General features: G+C 62.8%; 7 protein-coding genes and 1 tRNA gene. 1 reads left to right on the top strand and 7 read right to left on the bottom strand.

All coding sequences use genetic code 11. The features are described from left to right. Positions 1–11: 11 nt before the first annotated feature. The 3 genes from XH90_RS26625 to XH90_RS26615 are packed head-to-tail and all read right to left on the bottom strand — an operon-like array spanning position 12 to position 2,877. The gene (locus XH90_RS26625) at positions 12–446 is read right to left on the bottom strand and encodes a GNAT family acetyltransferase (RefSeq protein WP_194477263.1); all 435 of its coding nucleotides are present in this window, start codon (positions 444–446) and stop codon (positions 12–14) included. Then, positions 443–1,870, bottom strand: a complete 1,428-nt coding sequence (locus XH90_RS26620; RefSeq protein WP_194477262.1) for an FAD-binding oxidoreductase — start codon at positions 1,868–1,870, stop codon at positions 443–445. Before XH90_RS26620 ends, XH90_RS26625 begins: the two co-directional genes overlap by 4 nt. Positions 1,871–1,887: 17 nt before the next feature. Beyond that, a complete protein-coding gene (locus XH90_RS26615) occupies positions 1,888–2,877 on the bottom strand; it encodes an L-threonylcarbamoyladenylate synthase (protein ID WP_194477261.1) in 990 nt (329 codons plus the stop codon). A gap of 68 nt (positions 2,878–2,945) precedes the next feature. Between XH90_RS26615 and XH90_RS26610 the strand changes: the two genes are divergently transcribed. Further along, positions 2,946–3,022 (top strand) — tRNA-Pro (locus XH90_RS26610). A 351-nt stretch (positions 3,023–3,373) separates the two neighbouring features. Here XH90_RS26610 and XH90_RS26605 read toward each other — a convergent pair. Genes XH90_RS26605 through XH90_RS26590 form a run of 4 tightly spaced genes read right to left on the bottom strand, consistent with a single transcriptional unit; the run spans position 3,374 to position 15,070 of the window. Next, positions 3,374–4,789 carry an HlyD family type I secretion periplasmic adaptor subunit gene (locus tag XH90_RS26605; RefSeq protein ID WP_194477260.1) on the bottom strand — a complete coding sequence of 472 codons (1,416 nt, stop codon included), beginning with the start codon at positions 4,787–4,789 and terminating at the stop codon, positions 3,374–3,376. After that, entirely contained in the window at positions 4,786–6,900 is a 2,115-nt protein-coding gene (locus XH90_RS26600) for a type I secretion system permease/ATPase (protein ID WP_194477259.1), read from the bottom strand. Before XH90_RS26600 ends, XH90_RS26605 begins: the two co-directional genes overlap by 4 nt. Positions 6,901–6,960: 60 nt before the next feature. Continuing rightward, positions 6,961–14,259 (bottom strand): alkaline phosphatase family protein, encoded by a 7,299-nt coding sequence (locus XH90_RS26595; protein ID WP_194477258.1) that lies wholly within the window; start codon positions 14,257–14,259, stop codon positions 6,961–6,963. Next, positions 14,222–15,070, bottom strand: coding sequence for a hypothetical protein (locus XH90_RS26590; protein ID WP_194477257.1), 849 nt, complete (start codon positions 15,068–15,070; stop codon positions 14,222–14,224). The genes XH90_RS26595 and XH90_RS26590 overlap by 38 nt, the downstream gene beginning before the upstream one ends. Positions 15,071–15,102: the final 32 nt, after the last annotated feature.

Here is a 15,102-nt window from a genome sequence, read left to right as displayed (position 1 = left end):
GTCTTCCGGAATTAGGTGGGAGCGCGGCCGTCGAGCCACTTCTGGAACATCACCGAGGTGGAGAGTTCGAAGCCCAGCGAGTCGTAGAACGCATTGGCCTGCGCATTTTCGCGCCGCACCAGAAGCTGAAGCTTGGCGATCCCGGCCGCGCGCAGCCAGTCTTCGGCGGCGGCCATGATCGCCCGGCCATGGCCGCGCTTGCGCCCATCCGGATCGACGGCGACGTAATAAACCCAGCCGCGATGACCGTCATGGCCGACCATGATGGTCGCCACGATCGTGCCGGCATCGCGGCCGATCAGCACGGTCGAGTTCTCGCGACGCCGCGCCAGAGCAATGTCGGCATGCGGATCGTTCCACGGCCGGGTCAGGCCGCACCGCTGCCACAGCGCCACGACGTTCTCCACATCGGTGTCCTTGATCGGGTCGATTGCCAGAGCGGTCACAGCACCTTCCCCGGATTCATGATGCCGTGCGGGTCGAGCATCGCCTTGATCGCGCGCATCAGCTCGATCGCGGTCTTGTCTTTCACGTCGGGCAGCTCGTCACGCTTTAACACGCCGATGCCGTGCTCGGCCGAGATCGAGCCGCCCATGCGCAGCACGATCTCGAACACGACGGCATTCATCTCGTGCCAGCGCGCGAGATAATCCGCGGTGTCGGCGCCAACGGGCTGGCTGACATTGTAGTGCAGATTGCCGTCGCCGAGATGGCCAAACGGCACTGGCCGCGCGCCAGGGATCAGCTTCACCACGGCGGCATTGGCTTCCTCGATGAAGACGGGCACCGCGGCGATCGGCACCGAGATATCGTGCTTGATCGAGCCGCCCTCGGGCTTCTGCGCGGCCGACATCTCTTCGCGCAGCTTCCAGAAATTGCTGCGCTGGGTGAGGTTGGCTGCGATCACGGCGTCGTCGACGATCTCTTCCTCCATGGCGCGGGCGAGGATCGTCTCGAGCGGCGTGCGGGCGTCGTCGCCGGGGGAGGACAATTCCATCAGGACGTACCACGGATGCTTTTCTGCAAGCGGATCGCGCACGTCGATGCCGTGACGGACGGAGAAATCCACCGCCATCTCCGAGAGCAGCTCAAAGCTCGTCAGCGCGTTCGCGGCCTCGCTCTGCGCGATGGTCAGCAGCTTGAGTGCTGCGGCCGGCGATTTAAGCCCGACATAGGCGGTCTCGACCGCCCGCGGCTTCGGAAACAGTTTGAGCGTCGCCGCCGTGATGATGCCGAGCGTGCCTTCCGCGCCAATGAAGAGATTGTGCAGGTTGTAGCCGGTGTTGTCCTTCTTCAGCTTCGACAGCACGTTGAGCACGCGGCCGTCGGCGAGCACGACTTCCAGCCCCAGCGCCATCTCGCGCGCAACGCCATAGGCGAGGGCGGCGGTGCCGCCGGCATTGGTCGAGAGGTTCCCGCCGATGGTACAGCTGCCCTCCGCACCCAGCGACAGAGGAAACAACCGGTCTACGTCGGAGGCCTTCTGCTGCGCGATTTGCAGCACCATGCCGGCTTCGACCGTCATGGTGTTGGAGGCGGTGTCGACCTCACGGATCTTGTCCAGGCGCCGCAGCGACACTACCACTTCGCCATTGTGTGGCGTCTGCCCGCCGACGAGCCCGGTGTTGCCGCCCTGCGGCACCAGCGCGATTTTGTGCTCGGAGGCGAGCCTGCAGATTGCGGAGACTTCCGCCGTCGAGCCGGGACGGAGCACCAGGGGCGAGCGGCCGTGGAACAGATTGCGCTCCTCGGTGACGTAAGCCTCGATGTCGGTCGCGTCGGTGATGGCGTGACGATCGCCGACGATCTTGCGGAACTGGTCGATCAACTCGGGTGCAAGCGGCGGGGTGGCGGATTGATTGATGTTCATCGTCTCTTCTTCCACTCTTATCGCGCAACGGCCGCGCGCCGCAGCCGGTCGTTGATCGCTTCGCCCAAGCCTTCTTCGGGGATTGTCATGACGGCGATCGCCTTTGGTGCCTTCGCATCGAGGCTGCGAAGATAGCCGAAGAGATTGGCCGCGGCTTCATCGAGATCAGCTGCGGGCGACAAATTCATGACAACGGCGGCGGCCTCCTGGCCCGGCAGGCGATCCGGGCCGAACGCCAGCAACGCTTCATCAGGCGCAACGTCCTGTGCGCGCAGCCGCACGGTCGCGCGGGGCGCGTAGTGCGAGGCCAGCATGCCGGGCGCCAGCGGCTGGCTGTCATCGCTCTCGGCCTCCACTGGCGGTCGCGCCAAGGGCATGCCCAGCACGGCCTCGATCCGTTCGCGCGACAGCCCACCAGGCCGGAGCAGCATCGGCGCGTTGAAGCAGCCGACGATGGTCGATTCGACGCCGACCGCGACAGGCCCACCGTCGACGATCAGGTCGATCCGCCCCGCAAGATCGGTCTCGACGTGAGCCGCCAGCGTCGGCGAGACGTGGCCGGAGATGTTCGCGGACGGCGCCACCACCGCCCCGCCAAAGGCACGCAGAATGGCCTCTGCCACGGGGTGCGCGGGAATGCGGATCGCGACGGTGTCGAGGCCGGCCGTGGCAAGATCGGCCACCGGGCAATCAGCGGTCTTCGGCACCACCAGCGTCAGCGGCCCCGGCCAGAACGCCTCGGCCAGCTTGAGCGCACGCGCGTCGAACCGGCCAATCCGCCGCGCAGCCGCGAGGTCGGGGACGTGAGCGATCAGCGGATTGAAGGCCGGCCGGCCCTTGGCACTGTAGATGTGGGCGACCGCCGTGGCATTGGCGGCGTCCGCCCCGAGCCCGTAGACCGTCTCGGTCGGAAACGCAACGAGCCCGCCGGCGGCCAGCGTTCGGGCGGCGGCCTCGGCGGCGGCCCGGCCTGCCGGTAAAATCGACGTTTCAAGACCCGTTTTCACAGGGACAAAATTCCTCATATCGGCCGCTTGCGGTGCGCCAAACCCGACGCTATAAGCCGGCCTCTTGTCGGAGTGTGGCTCAGCCCGGTAGAGCACTGCGTTCGGGACGCAGGGGTCGCAGGTTCGAATCCTGCCACTCCGACCAGAAATCATTAGGTTTTTCCTTCTGATCGCTGGTCTTTCCCGAGTCAACCATCGTTTCAACCACCGGAACGTGCCGGCCTTTTGGGCCGATAGCCGTGGCCGCCCCCTGGAGATTGTCTGGGTGGTGGTGCCCGCAGGTGTCCCGCTGGAGCTCGGGAGACATGCCCAGGAACCCGGCCGCCCCATAGATCTGCACGCCATGAGCCTTGTCGCAGCGGAATGGCGCGCGGTGTGGGGCGTCACCTTTCCCGGTCGGCCGGCGAGCCCTACCTCGGTCTTGAGCCATTTTTCACGGAAGCAACCGGCTTGCCGTTGAATTCAACGAAGCCGCTTGGCTGACGCAGGTGCGCGCTTATCGCTCTCTCATAGCTTCCTGTCGATACCGCGCGAGCGGGGAGAGCAGATAGTTGATGATACGACGTGAGGCGGTCTTGATCTCGACCGTTACTGCCATGCCCGGCAGGAGCCGGACGGAAGAGCCCTCGATTTCCATGTGTGTCTGGTCGAGTGCGACACGGGCGGCATAGACCAGTTCCTGGCCGTTAACCTCACTCGTTGTGTTTGGTGCGCCGTTCAATAATGCTCGGGACGGTTCTTCCGGCCGTGTGCGGGGGATGGCGTCGGGCGAGACGCTCGTCACCTTCCCATGGAGCAAGCCATAGCGGGTGAAATTGAAGGTATCCACCTTGATCTCGGCGCTCTGTCCCGCGACGACGAATCCGATATCTCGATTGGATAGCATTGCTTCAATCTCAAGTTCGCTGTCGCGCGGCACGACGACGGCAAGCGCTTGTGCGGGTGTAACCACTCCGCCGATGGTGTGCACTGCAAGTTGCTGGACGACGCCGTCGATCGGCGCGCTCAGAATCTGAAGCTTGGCTTTGCGTTCGGCCTTGATGAAGTCTTGGGCGAGACCCGCGGCCTTCTGTTCCGCCTTGGCCAGGTCATCGAACAGGTTGCGGCGATACTCCGCCTCGGCCCTGGTCCGCGCTTCGGTCTGTGCCTTTATCGATGCGTCTGCCTCGCGCCGACGGCTCTGTTGGACCAGCAGATCATGCTGCTGCCCGAGGAGATCTTGAAACTCGCTGAGATAGGTGAGCTGCGAGCCGACTTGCCGTTCATAGAGGTACTGGCGGATATTGACCCTCTCTTGAAGCGGCGGGATGATTGCTTCGGTCTTCGCGATCATGGCTGCGATCGTATCGCGTTCAGCAACTTTCTGCGCGATCTGCCCGTCAACCTCGGCAATTCTGGCCTGGTGTTCGGCGGCCTGGACAGACAACAACCGGCGATGGGTCTCGACGAGATCATCGGGCGCTCCCGCCGGCGCAATGAATTCGGCCTCGCCACGAAGCGCTGAACGGAGCCGCGCGACATCGAGCTCGGCGCCGACGAGGTCGCTTCTGGCATGTTCGACTTCGGCGGCGCTGATCGTCGGATCCAGCTCGATCATCACGTCGCCTTTTTTGACGGAGGTTCCGTCGCGAACATGGATCGCCCGCACGACACCGGCTTCGTAGGGCTGGATGGTTTTGGTCCGGCCGCTTGGCACAACCTTGCCCGCAGCCGTGGCCACCACGTCGACTTTCCCGATCGACGCCCAGATCAGGGCCGAGCAGAACACTGCGATGATCGTAGCACCGATCGCGCGGCCCGTCGGCGAGGGTGGGGTCTCGATTATTTCGAGCGTGGCAGGCAGAAACGCCGTCTCATGGCTGCGACGGCGGGTCTGCCGCTGCGGAAATTCGATCACTTTGTCCGCGGTCATTGAACCCCCGCTTGCAGATGCTGCAGCTTGGCGTAGGAGCCTTTCAGACGCATCAGCTCGTCGTGTGTCCCGTCTTCGACGAGGCGCCCGTGCTCGATCGTCAGGATCCGATCGGCGCCGCGCACCGTCGACAGCCGGTGCGCAATCACGAAAACGGTGCGCTGCTCGCATATCCGCCGCATGTTCTCCTGGATGATTCGTTCGCTCTCATAGTCCAGTGCGCTCGTCGCTTCGTCGAAGATCAGGATGCGTGGGTCAGTCGCGAGCGCTCGCGCGATCGCAATGCGTTGACGTTGCCCGCCGGACAGGTTGCTGCCCCGCTCTCCGACCAGAGTGTCGTAACCCTCCGGGAGCTCGAGAATGAAATCGTGCGCCCCCGCGAGGGACGCTGCGGCGACGACTTTCTCCATGGTCATGGCTGGATCGGCGAGCGCGATATTGTCGCGGACGGAGAGGTTGAACAGGATGTCCTCCTGGAGCACGACGCCGAGCTGCCGTCGCAACCAGGTGGTGTCGACCATGGCGAGGTCGACGCCATCGACCAGGACGCGCCCCGTCTCGGGTACGAAGAGCCGCTGCACGAGTTTGGCAAGCGTGCTCTTGCCGGAGCCGGACGGGCCGACGATCCCGATGATCTGGCCCGCAGATACGCGGAAGCTCACGTCGTTCAGGATTTCCGCCCCGTCGATGCGGTAGCGAAAATGAACATGCTCGAATTCGACCTCGCCTCGAACCGGAGGCAGGGCCGTGCGAGCCGTGCCGATCGTCGTCTCGGCACGGGTATTGAGGATATCGCCGAGCCGCTGGATCGAGAGGCGCGCCTGATGAAAATCCTGCCATATCTGGGCCAGTCTCAGCACCGGCATGCTGACGCGGCCGGCAAGCATGTTGAATGCGACGAGCTCGCCGACGGTCAGGTTTCCCTCGATCACGAGCTTGGCCCCGAAGAACAGGATGGCGGCGGTGGCGAGCTTGCTTACCAGCTGAATGGCCTGGCTTGCCGCGTTGCCCAGGCTAAGGACGCGAAAGCTTGCGCCGACATAGGCTGCAAGCTGCTCTTCCCAGCGGCGCTGCATCTGCGGCTCGACCGCCATGGCCTTCAAGGTCTCGACGCCGGTAACGCTTTCGACCAGAAAGGCCTGGTTCTCGGCACCACGCTGAAACTTTTCATCGAGTCGATGTTGGAAAAGCGGCGATGCACCTGCCGAGATACCGATGTAGAAGGGAAAGGCGCTGAGAACGATCAAGGTGAGCCAGGGCGAATAAGCGACCATCACGCCCAGGAAAATGACTGTAAACAGCAGGTCGATGACTAGTGTCAAAGCCGAACTGGTCAGGAAATTACGGATGGTCTCGAGCTCGCGCACTCGTACGATCGAGTCTCCGGCGCGACGGGCTTGAAAGTAACCGAGCGGCAACGAAAGCAGGTGACGGAACAGGCGGGCCCCCAGCTCGACATCGATGCGGCTTGTGGTGTGGGCGAACAGATGTGTGCGTAGTGCCGCGAGAACGGCTTCGAAAACGCTGATGGTTACCAGGCCGACCATCAGTACTTCGAGCGTGGTCAGGCCGCGATGCACGAGCACCTTGTCGATCACAACCTGGAAGAATAGGGGAGTCACCAGTGCAAATATCTGCAGGAAGAGCGAGGCGACCAGCACCTCGACCAGGAGGTGACGATACTTGCGCATGGCACCAAGAAACCAGGTGATGTCAAAATGTCGCGACAGGGCGGAAAGCGATGCACGTCTCGCCATCAGAACCAGCTGGCCGCTCCACACCGCTTCGAACTCGGCTCGAGACAGCATTTCCGGGCGGGGCGCCGAAGCGCGTTGAACGAGCACCTTGTCGTCGCCTGCCTTGCCGAGAAGCAGGAAGCCACCGTCGTTCAAGACTGCGATTGCCGGTAGCGGCGTGTGGGCAAGCCGTGCCCACGTCGTCCGGACCGCTCGGGCCTTCAGCCCGAACCCCTTCGCGCAACGAAGCATCTCCACGACGCCGACCGTCGTCGATCCCAGCCCATGGCGCAGCTGTGGCTGCTCAGCCGCGATACCGTGGGCCCGCAGCATCATGACGAGGGCGAACAGTCCGGGGTCATTGTCTTGGGCCATAGGCAGACTTCCAAGTTCCTGTTCGCCGGCGAGCCGGCAATGGAGCAGCCGTTCACCGGATTACGAATGCATCCACGATTGCGGCTGGTTCGGTATGGCCAGCGATGGATGATCGCGACCGCCGTTCGGATCGAGCGTGGGGGTGATCGTGCCTGTACCCGGTCGGTTCGACTCGAAGCCGGCGGCGGTGAACTGATCCATGAGGGCCAGAAGGCGATCCACGTTCCCGGAGTCCTGGGCCGATGCGACGGAGAGGCCCTGAGGCCAGTTGGCCAATAGACCGCCTGACGTGCCGACCGGCGGATCGGTCACCAGCATGGTTTGTGCCGCGGATGTCGCAGCTTCCCCGGAGGTCGTATTGCTCGCCGTCACCGTGAATGTTGCAACGGGATGACCCGTCCCCGTGTAGTGTGAGGTGAGGGTCAAGCCGGTAAGCGGTGTGCCCGCGGTTCCTTGCGTGATGGTCCAGGTATAAGTCCCGTTTGACTGCTTCTTGCTCGATACACTGTAGCCAGAGGGAGCGGTGATCACCTCGTAGCTCGGGACGCCGCTGATCGTTACCGACAATCTGTCGTCGGCGTCGACGGGCGTCGCTGTAATTCCCAGCGGTATCGATCCGCCGGCGGGTACCGTCGGCGACGTGTTGCTGATACTCAGCGTCGGCGCTTCGGGCCCCTTGTCCTCATCGACCGTCAGCGCACGCGTGCCGGTCGGCGCCGGATTTCCGGCTTTGTCCAAAACGCTGGCAGCTACGGTATACTGGCCATCGGCCAAGGCGAGCGCCTGTGCGCTCGTAACGGTGACCGACCAGGCATTGCTGCTGTCCGCTGTCGTATAGCTGTCGACGATGGTATTCGCGCTGTTGAGGATGTTGACGGTGACGATCTGCCCATTCTCGACGGCAGTAGTTTTGCCGGTGATCGCGAACCCGGCCGAAGCTTCCGTGCCGCTGACGATGTTGTTGCCGGCGATGGTGTTGATGCTGATGGTTGGCGCCGACGTATCGATCTGCAGCGTGCCGGCCGGATTGTAGTTGGTCGCGCCTGCCAGGTTGGCATTGTTTGCCGCCAGATCCCGGACAGTTGCGCCGTTGAGATTGAAGCGGGACACAATCAGGTCGGACGTGTTCTGGCCTGCTGCAACGGTATAGCTGAAGACAAGTGCGCTCGTTCCGGATCCCCCCGCATAGGTTGCGGTGCCGCCGTCGTTAAGTGTCAGGGTCGGTGAGCCGCCGCTCGTGTTCACGGTGACTGCCTGACTGAAGTTGAGCGTCAACGTGACGACCTTGCCAGCGTTGAGGTCACCACTGCCGCCGGCGATTCCCGCACCGGAAGTTGCGATCGAGGTGACCGTCGGCGCGGTGGTATCGACCGTTACGGCACAGGGGCTCGAGGCTGGACTGACGTTGCCGGCTGCGTCGGTCGCCTTGGCCGTGATGTTGTGCGTGCCGTTGGCCAGAACCGACGTGGTAATGCCGAACGCACCCGTGATGGCGTTAGCGGTTCCAGTTCCGATTACGGTCGTTCCGTTCGAATCGTAGAGCGTAATCGTGCTGCCCGGCGCGGCCGTGCCGTCGATCTTGATCTGGGTAAGATTAGTGATCCCGTCGCCCAGTGCGCCGCTGTCGGTCGCGGCATCGAGTGAAAGACCGGTCGGCGCCGACGGCGCCGTGGTGTCGATCTGCAGCGTCCCGGCCGGGTTATAGTTGGCCGCTCCCGACAGGTCGGCGAGGTTGCCGGCGCCGTCCGTCATGGTGGCGCCGTTGAGATTGAGCGAAGATACGGTGAGATCGGGCGTGTTCTGTCCGGCAGCGACGGTATAGCTGAAGGTGAGGGCCGCCGATCCCGAGCCGCCGGTGTAGGTCGCGGTGCCGCCGTCGTTGAGCCCGAGCGATGGCGTACCGCCCGCGGTATTGACGGCCACGGCTTCACTGCAATTGACGGTGAACGTAACCACCTGGCCGGCTTTGAGGATGCCCGTGCCGTTCGTGATCCCGGTGCCGGAGACCGCAATCGAGGAAATGGTCGGCGCGATGGTGTCGATCTGCAACGCGCCGGACGGGTTGGCGTTGGTGGCGCCCGACAGGTTGGCCGCGTTTCCGGCGCCGTCGGTGATGGTGGCGCCGTTAAGATTGAGGGAAGACACGGTGAGATCGGGCGTGTTCTGTCCGGCCGCAACGGTGTAGCTGAAGGTGAGGGCCGTCGAGCCCGTGCCGCCGGTATAGGTCGCGTTGCCACCGTCGTTGAGGATCAGCGTCGGCGAGCCGCCGGCGGTATTGACCGCCACCGCCTCACTGAAATTGACGGTGATCGTGACCACATCGCCGGCATTGAGATCGCCGGCGCCGTTCGTGATGCCGGTGCCGGAGGTCGTGATCGAGGAGACGATTGGCGCCAAGGTGTCGATCTGCAGTGTTCCCGCCGGATTGTAGTTGCTGGCTCCCGAAAGGTCGGCGGCGTTGCCGGCACCGTCGGCGATGATTGCACCGCTCAGATTGAGCGAAGACACGGTGAGATCGGACGTGTTTTGCCCGGCCGCGACGGTGTAGCTGAAGGTCAGGGCCGTCGAGCCCGTGCCACCTGTGTATGTTGCCGTGCCGCCGTCGTTGAGCGTGAGCGTCGGCGAGCCGCCCGCACTATTCACCGTGACGACCGCGCTGAAACTCACCGTGAGCGTGACCACTTGGCCGGCGTTGAGATCGCTGGCGCCGTTCGTGATGCCGGTGCCGGAGGTCGTGATCGAGGAGACGGTTGGCGCCAGGGTGTCGATCTGCAGCGTTCCGCCTGGGTTGTAGTTGGTTGCGCCCGAAAGGTCGGCGGCGTTGCCAGCGCCGTCCGTCATGGTCGCCCCGTTGAGATTGAGCGAAGACACGGTGAGGTCGGACGTGTTTTGCCCAGCCGCGACGGTGTAGCTGAAGGTGAGGGCCGTCGAGCCGGTTCCGCTAGTATAGGTCGCGATGCCGCCATCGTTCAGGATGAACGTCGGCGAGCCTGCCGTTGTGTCTACCGTGACGGCTGCGCTGAAGTTGACCGTGAGCGTGACCACCTGGCCCGCGCCCAGATTGCCGTTGCCATTGGTGATACCTGGCCCAGAGAACGCGATCGAAGAAATCGACGGCGCGAATGTATCGATCTGCAGCGTCCCGGCCGGATTGAAGTTGGTTGCGCCCGACAGATCGGCAGCGTTGCCTGCGCCGTCCGTCATGGTCGCCCCGTTGAGATCGAGCGAAGTCACGGTGAGATCGGGCGTGTTTTGCCCGGCCGCAACGGTGTAACTGAAGGTCAAAGCCGTCGAGCCCGTGCCACCGGTGTAGGTTGCGATGCCCCCATCGTTGAGGGTGAGGGTCGGCGAGCCGCTGGCGGTATTGACAGTGACTGGTTCGTTGAAATTGACCGTGAGCGTGACTGCCTGGCCGGCATCCAGATCGCCATTGCCGTTAGTAATGCCCGGCCCGGAGGCCGCGATCGAAGAGATCGTCGGCGCAACGGTGTCGATCTGAAGTATCCCGGTCGGATTGAAGTTGGTCGCGCCCGACAGGTCGGCGTCGTTGCCGGCGCCATCCGTCGCGGTTGCGCCGTTGAGGCTGAACGAGGATACGGCGAGATCGGCCGAGTTCTGCCCGGCAGCAACGGTATAGCTGAAGGTCAGCGCCGTTGAGCCTGTGCCACCGGTATAGGTTGCAGCGCCGCCATCGTTGAGGACCAGCGTCGGCGTGCCGCCGGAGGTATTGATGGTCACCGGCTCGTTGAAAGTCACCGTCAGCGTGACCACCTGGCCGGCGTTGAGGTCGCCGCTGCCACCTGTGATGGCCGGTCCGCTCGTCGTGATCGAAGATACCGTGGGAATACTCCCGAAGACCTGGATGGGCGCGGCCGTCGCGGCGTTGTTCGGTCCGGTCAAGCCATATGAGGCAAGTATCGTGCTGAGGAGGTTGTAGTGGTTGTAAGCCGCGCCGTAGCTTCCCGAGGCGACGTCGGCGCCATACATGACGGTCGGAATCTGGTTCGTGGGCGAGGTATCGCTTTCATCCCAGGTCACGACGAGGAGCGAATTGTTGGCAAGCGCCCACTGGGCATATGCGCTCAAGTTCTGCTGAAGCCACGCGTCACCCTGCGCGACCGTTCCGTCGTGCATGTCGTCGGTCGGGTTGGGAATGACGAATGAAATGTTCGGTAGGTTCGAATAATCCCCGGTCGGAAAAAGCCCCGGGAAACTGGTGAAATCCGTTTGAACCGAGCGGCCCTCGGGGAATGACACCCAAGGTTCGTGGCTGGAAGTATTGCCCGTTCCGGAATCATCCACGTAGCCCGTGAATGTCAGGCCTGCGTTCTGCAGCAGCGTGTATAGAGTTGGATCCGCAAGGTTGTGAGCGCCGTCGTCGGTGATGCCGAACGTCGAACCAGCATAGAGTGCGTAGTAGTTCGGTTCACTCGGATGAGTCTCCGCCGTGAAGTTGGTGAACGAGGCGCCGCCGGCCATCAGGCTGTTGATGTATGGCGCTTGCGCGATATTGCCGGCGATCTCGCCATAGTTCTTGTTCTCTTCGACCACGACCACGATGTGTCCGTAGTGTGGTACGCCGCTCGTGTTCACCTCCAGAGTGCCGGCGGGATTGTAGTTGGTCGCTTTGGACAGGTCGGCGGCATTGCCGGTACCGTCGCTGACGACTGCGCCGTTTAGGTTGAACGCCGAAACGACGAGATCGGGTGTATTCTGCCCAGCCGCAACGGTGTAGCCGAAGGTCAGGGCTGTCGAGCCCGACCCGCCGACATAGGTTGCGATGCCGCCGTCGTTGAGCGTAAGCGTTGGCGCGCCTGCCGTGGTGTCCACCGTGACGGCCGCGCTGAAGTTTACCGTCAACGTGGCTGTCTGGCCGGTGTTGAGGTTGCCGGTGCCGCCGGCAATTCCGGTGCCGGATGTCGCGATTGAGGACACGGTCGGAGCAGCTGTAGGGCTCTGGATCGCAACCTGGGCGACCGACGTCTGCCACCAGCCACCGGCAACGTATTCGTTCGAGATCCAGAACGAATTCGCGTTGTTGGGATCAACGGTCGCCGTGGAATAGTTGCCCCAAGGTTGCACGCTGGAGCCGTTGCCGGAGTTGAAGAAGCCGGTGCTGGCTTGATACAGGATCGGCGCGCTGAACGAGCCGGGCGGATCACTGGCCCTCTGATAGGCATAATAGTCGGCCGGGTACATGTTCGGGCCGCTGGCAGTGAAATTGATGATGGCATCTCCCGCCGCGTCCACCGCGATGGACGGGTTGAAGGTCGCCACATTGGTCCCGATCGTTGCGCCGGAGATGTCGCCTTGCGCAACGAGAAATGGAGCATTGGGATTGCTGACGTCGATCTTGTACCAATGGACCTCGGGTACATTCGAGCCGACAGGCTTCACTTCGGCAACGCCGTAAAGGAAGCCATTCGAATAGACCAGGCTCCGGGCTCGCTTGTCGCCAGCATCGAGCAGGAGGCTGGTTCCCAGTTGTTGGGCAGTGTAAGAGCCACCCTGATCAATGTTGCCGAGACTGATCGTGCTGCTAGTGCCAAACGTATTCGTGGCCGTGTCGTAGGCCTGAAGCGTTACGACGATCTGACTTCCGTTCGAGTAGTCGCTTGCGTAGTAGGTTTTACCATTGTTGCCGGCCACTGCCGTGAAGACATTCTGCGTTGCAGGTAAGACCTCGCTGCCGACAACTGTAAGCGTTCCGCCACTATAGAGGCCGCCGCCCGCGCCGGCCGTGTCGCTGATGACCCAGCATTCGGTGCCGGCCGTGCCCGAGACATTTACGTTGTAGGCTGTTGCGGTGATGTAGACATTCGTGCCGTCGACGGTCAGTGTCGGGCTATCGGCCGAGGTCAACTGACCGTTGATTGTGATTGATGTATTCAGCGAAGCAAAATACCAGCCGTCGTTCGGATTCGAGTCCTTGGACACGGCAATATCGATATTGCTCACCGTGTGGCCGGACGCGCTGTTGTCCATGATCACGACGTAGCGCTGATTGACGCTGTCGTAGACGCAACGCGGGTGATTCAGCGAGTTGGTCGCCGCTGCTCCGAGAGGAGAGAAGAAGCTGTAGACCGATTGAAGCGTCGGCGATCCGCCGGTGAGGTTCGTCCATTCGATACGGGACGCCTCCATCATCACCACGTTGTTCGGCCCCACGGCGAGAGCGTTGTTCGGCGGGGAGGTGCCCGTGACGGACGGTCCGGAGAATTGCGTCTCAACCTGCGCCGCGGGGGGCGTGATGGTCCAGCCGTAGCTTGTGGGCGAGGTAGAGAAGTTCCCCGCTCCATCCGTCGCTTGCACCTGAATGGCGTGTGACCCGAGCGCGAGACCGAACAGCGTAAGATTGTTTCCGCTGACGGGGGTCCAGATATTCGCGCCGTCGAGTTCGTACGCGTAGCTCACGCCGCCCGTTTCGGTGTTGGACGTCGTAACGGCGAAGGTCGCGGTGGTGCTGTTGGTGCTCGATGCAGGATACTGGCTGAATGCGGGTACCGGCGCCGAGGTGTCGATCTGAAGTATGCCGCTTGGGTTGTTGTTGGCCGCACCCGAAACGTCGGCAGCGTTGCCTGCCCCGTCCGTCACGGCTGCGCCGTTGAGATTGAACGAGGAGACCGTGAGATCGGATGTGTTCTGCCCGGCCGCGACCGTGTAGCTGAAGGTGAGGGCGGTCGAACCCGAACCGCCGGCATAGGTCGCGATACCGCCGTCATTGAGCGTCAGTGTCGGTGTGCCGCCGGACGTGTCCGCCGTCAAGGCCGCGCTGAAGTTGATGGTCAGCGTGACGACGTCGCCGGCGTTGAGGTCGCCGGCACCATTGGTAATCCCCGTGCCGGACGGCGTGATCGAGGAAACCGTCACGGCGGAGAGGTTCTGGATCGCGATCTGGGCGACCGACGTCTGCCACCAGCCATTGGCGATATATTCGTTCGATATCCAGAATGAGTTTGGATTGTTGGGGTCGACGACCGCCGTGGAGTTGACGCCCCAACGTTGCACGCCGCTGGCGCCCGAATTGAAGAATCCGGTGCTGGCCTGATACAGGATGGGTGCGCTGAAAGAACCGACCGGATCCTGGGCCCCTTGGAAGACGTAATAATCGGCCGGATACATGTTCGGGCCGCTGGCGGTGAAATTGATGAGGACGTCGCCCGCAGCGTCGACCGCAAGGGAAGGGTTGAAAGTCGCTACGTTGATGCCAATTGCATCACCCGATATGTTGCCTTGCGCGACGAGGGTCGGTGCATCGGGATTGCTGACGTCTACCTTGAGCCAGTGAACCACGGGAACAGTCGAGCCGGTCGGCTCGACCTCACCCACGGCGTACAGAAAGCCGTTGGCGTACACCATGCTTGGCGATCCGCTTGTCGCCGGCGTCCAGCAGGAGGCTCGTTCCCAATTGCTGGGCGGTGTAGGAGGAGCCGCCCTGGTCAATCGCACCGAGATTGATGGTGCTGATGGACCCGAAACTGTTGCTCGCCACGTCGTAGGCCTGCAACGCCAGGATCAGTTGACTGCCGCTGGGGTAAGTGCTCGCGTAGTAGGTCTTGCCGTTGCCGCCTGCGGAGACCCCGAATATGCCCTGGCTCGTCGGGGTGAGCTCGCTGGCGGTGACGGTCAGTGTCCCGCCATTGTAGATGCCGCCACCGGCGCCGGCCGTATCGCCGATGACCCACGCTTCCGTTCCGGCATAGCCTGAGACGCCGACATTGAATTGCGATGCGGTGATGTAGATGTTGGAGCCGTCGATCGATAGCATCGGGCGGTCCGACGAAGTCAATTGGCCGTTGATCGTGAGCGACGTGTTGAGCTGTGAGAAATACCAGCCATCGTTCGGGTTGGAGTCCTTGGATACCGCAATGTCGATGTCGCTGATGGTGGAGCCCGACGCGCTGTACTCCATGATCACGATGTAGCGTTGATTGATCGGGTCGTATACGCAGCGCTGGTCATACAGGCCGCCTGTCGGCGACAGGGACGAGAAGAAGTTATAGGTCGATTGGACCGTCGGCGATCCGCCGGAGAGGTCGGTCCACTCGATGCGGGAGCCCTCCACCATGACGATATAGTTCGGTCCTACCGCAAGCCCGTTGTGCGGCGGATAGGTGCCTGCGACCGAAGGGCCGGAGAACAGGGTCTCGATCTCTGAAGAATAGCTCATGTCAACGCTCCCCTCGTTCAACCAGCCGATCT

Origin of the sequence: Bradyrhizobium sp. CCBAU 53338, from assembly GCF_015291665.1 — a bacterium.
GTDB lineage: Bacteria > Pseudomonadota > Alphaproteobacteria > Rhizobiales > Xanthobacteraceae > Bradyrhizobium.
The sequence above is the reverse complement of the archived record's forward strand: the minus strand, read 5'-3'. Positions and strand labels throughout refer to the sequence as shown.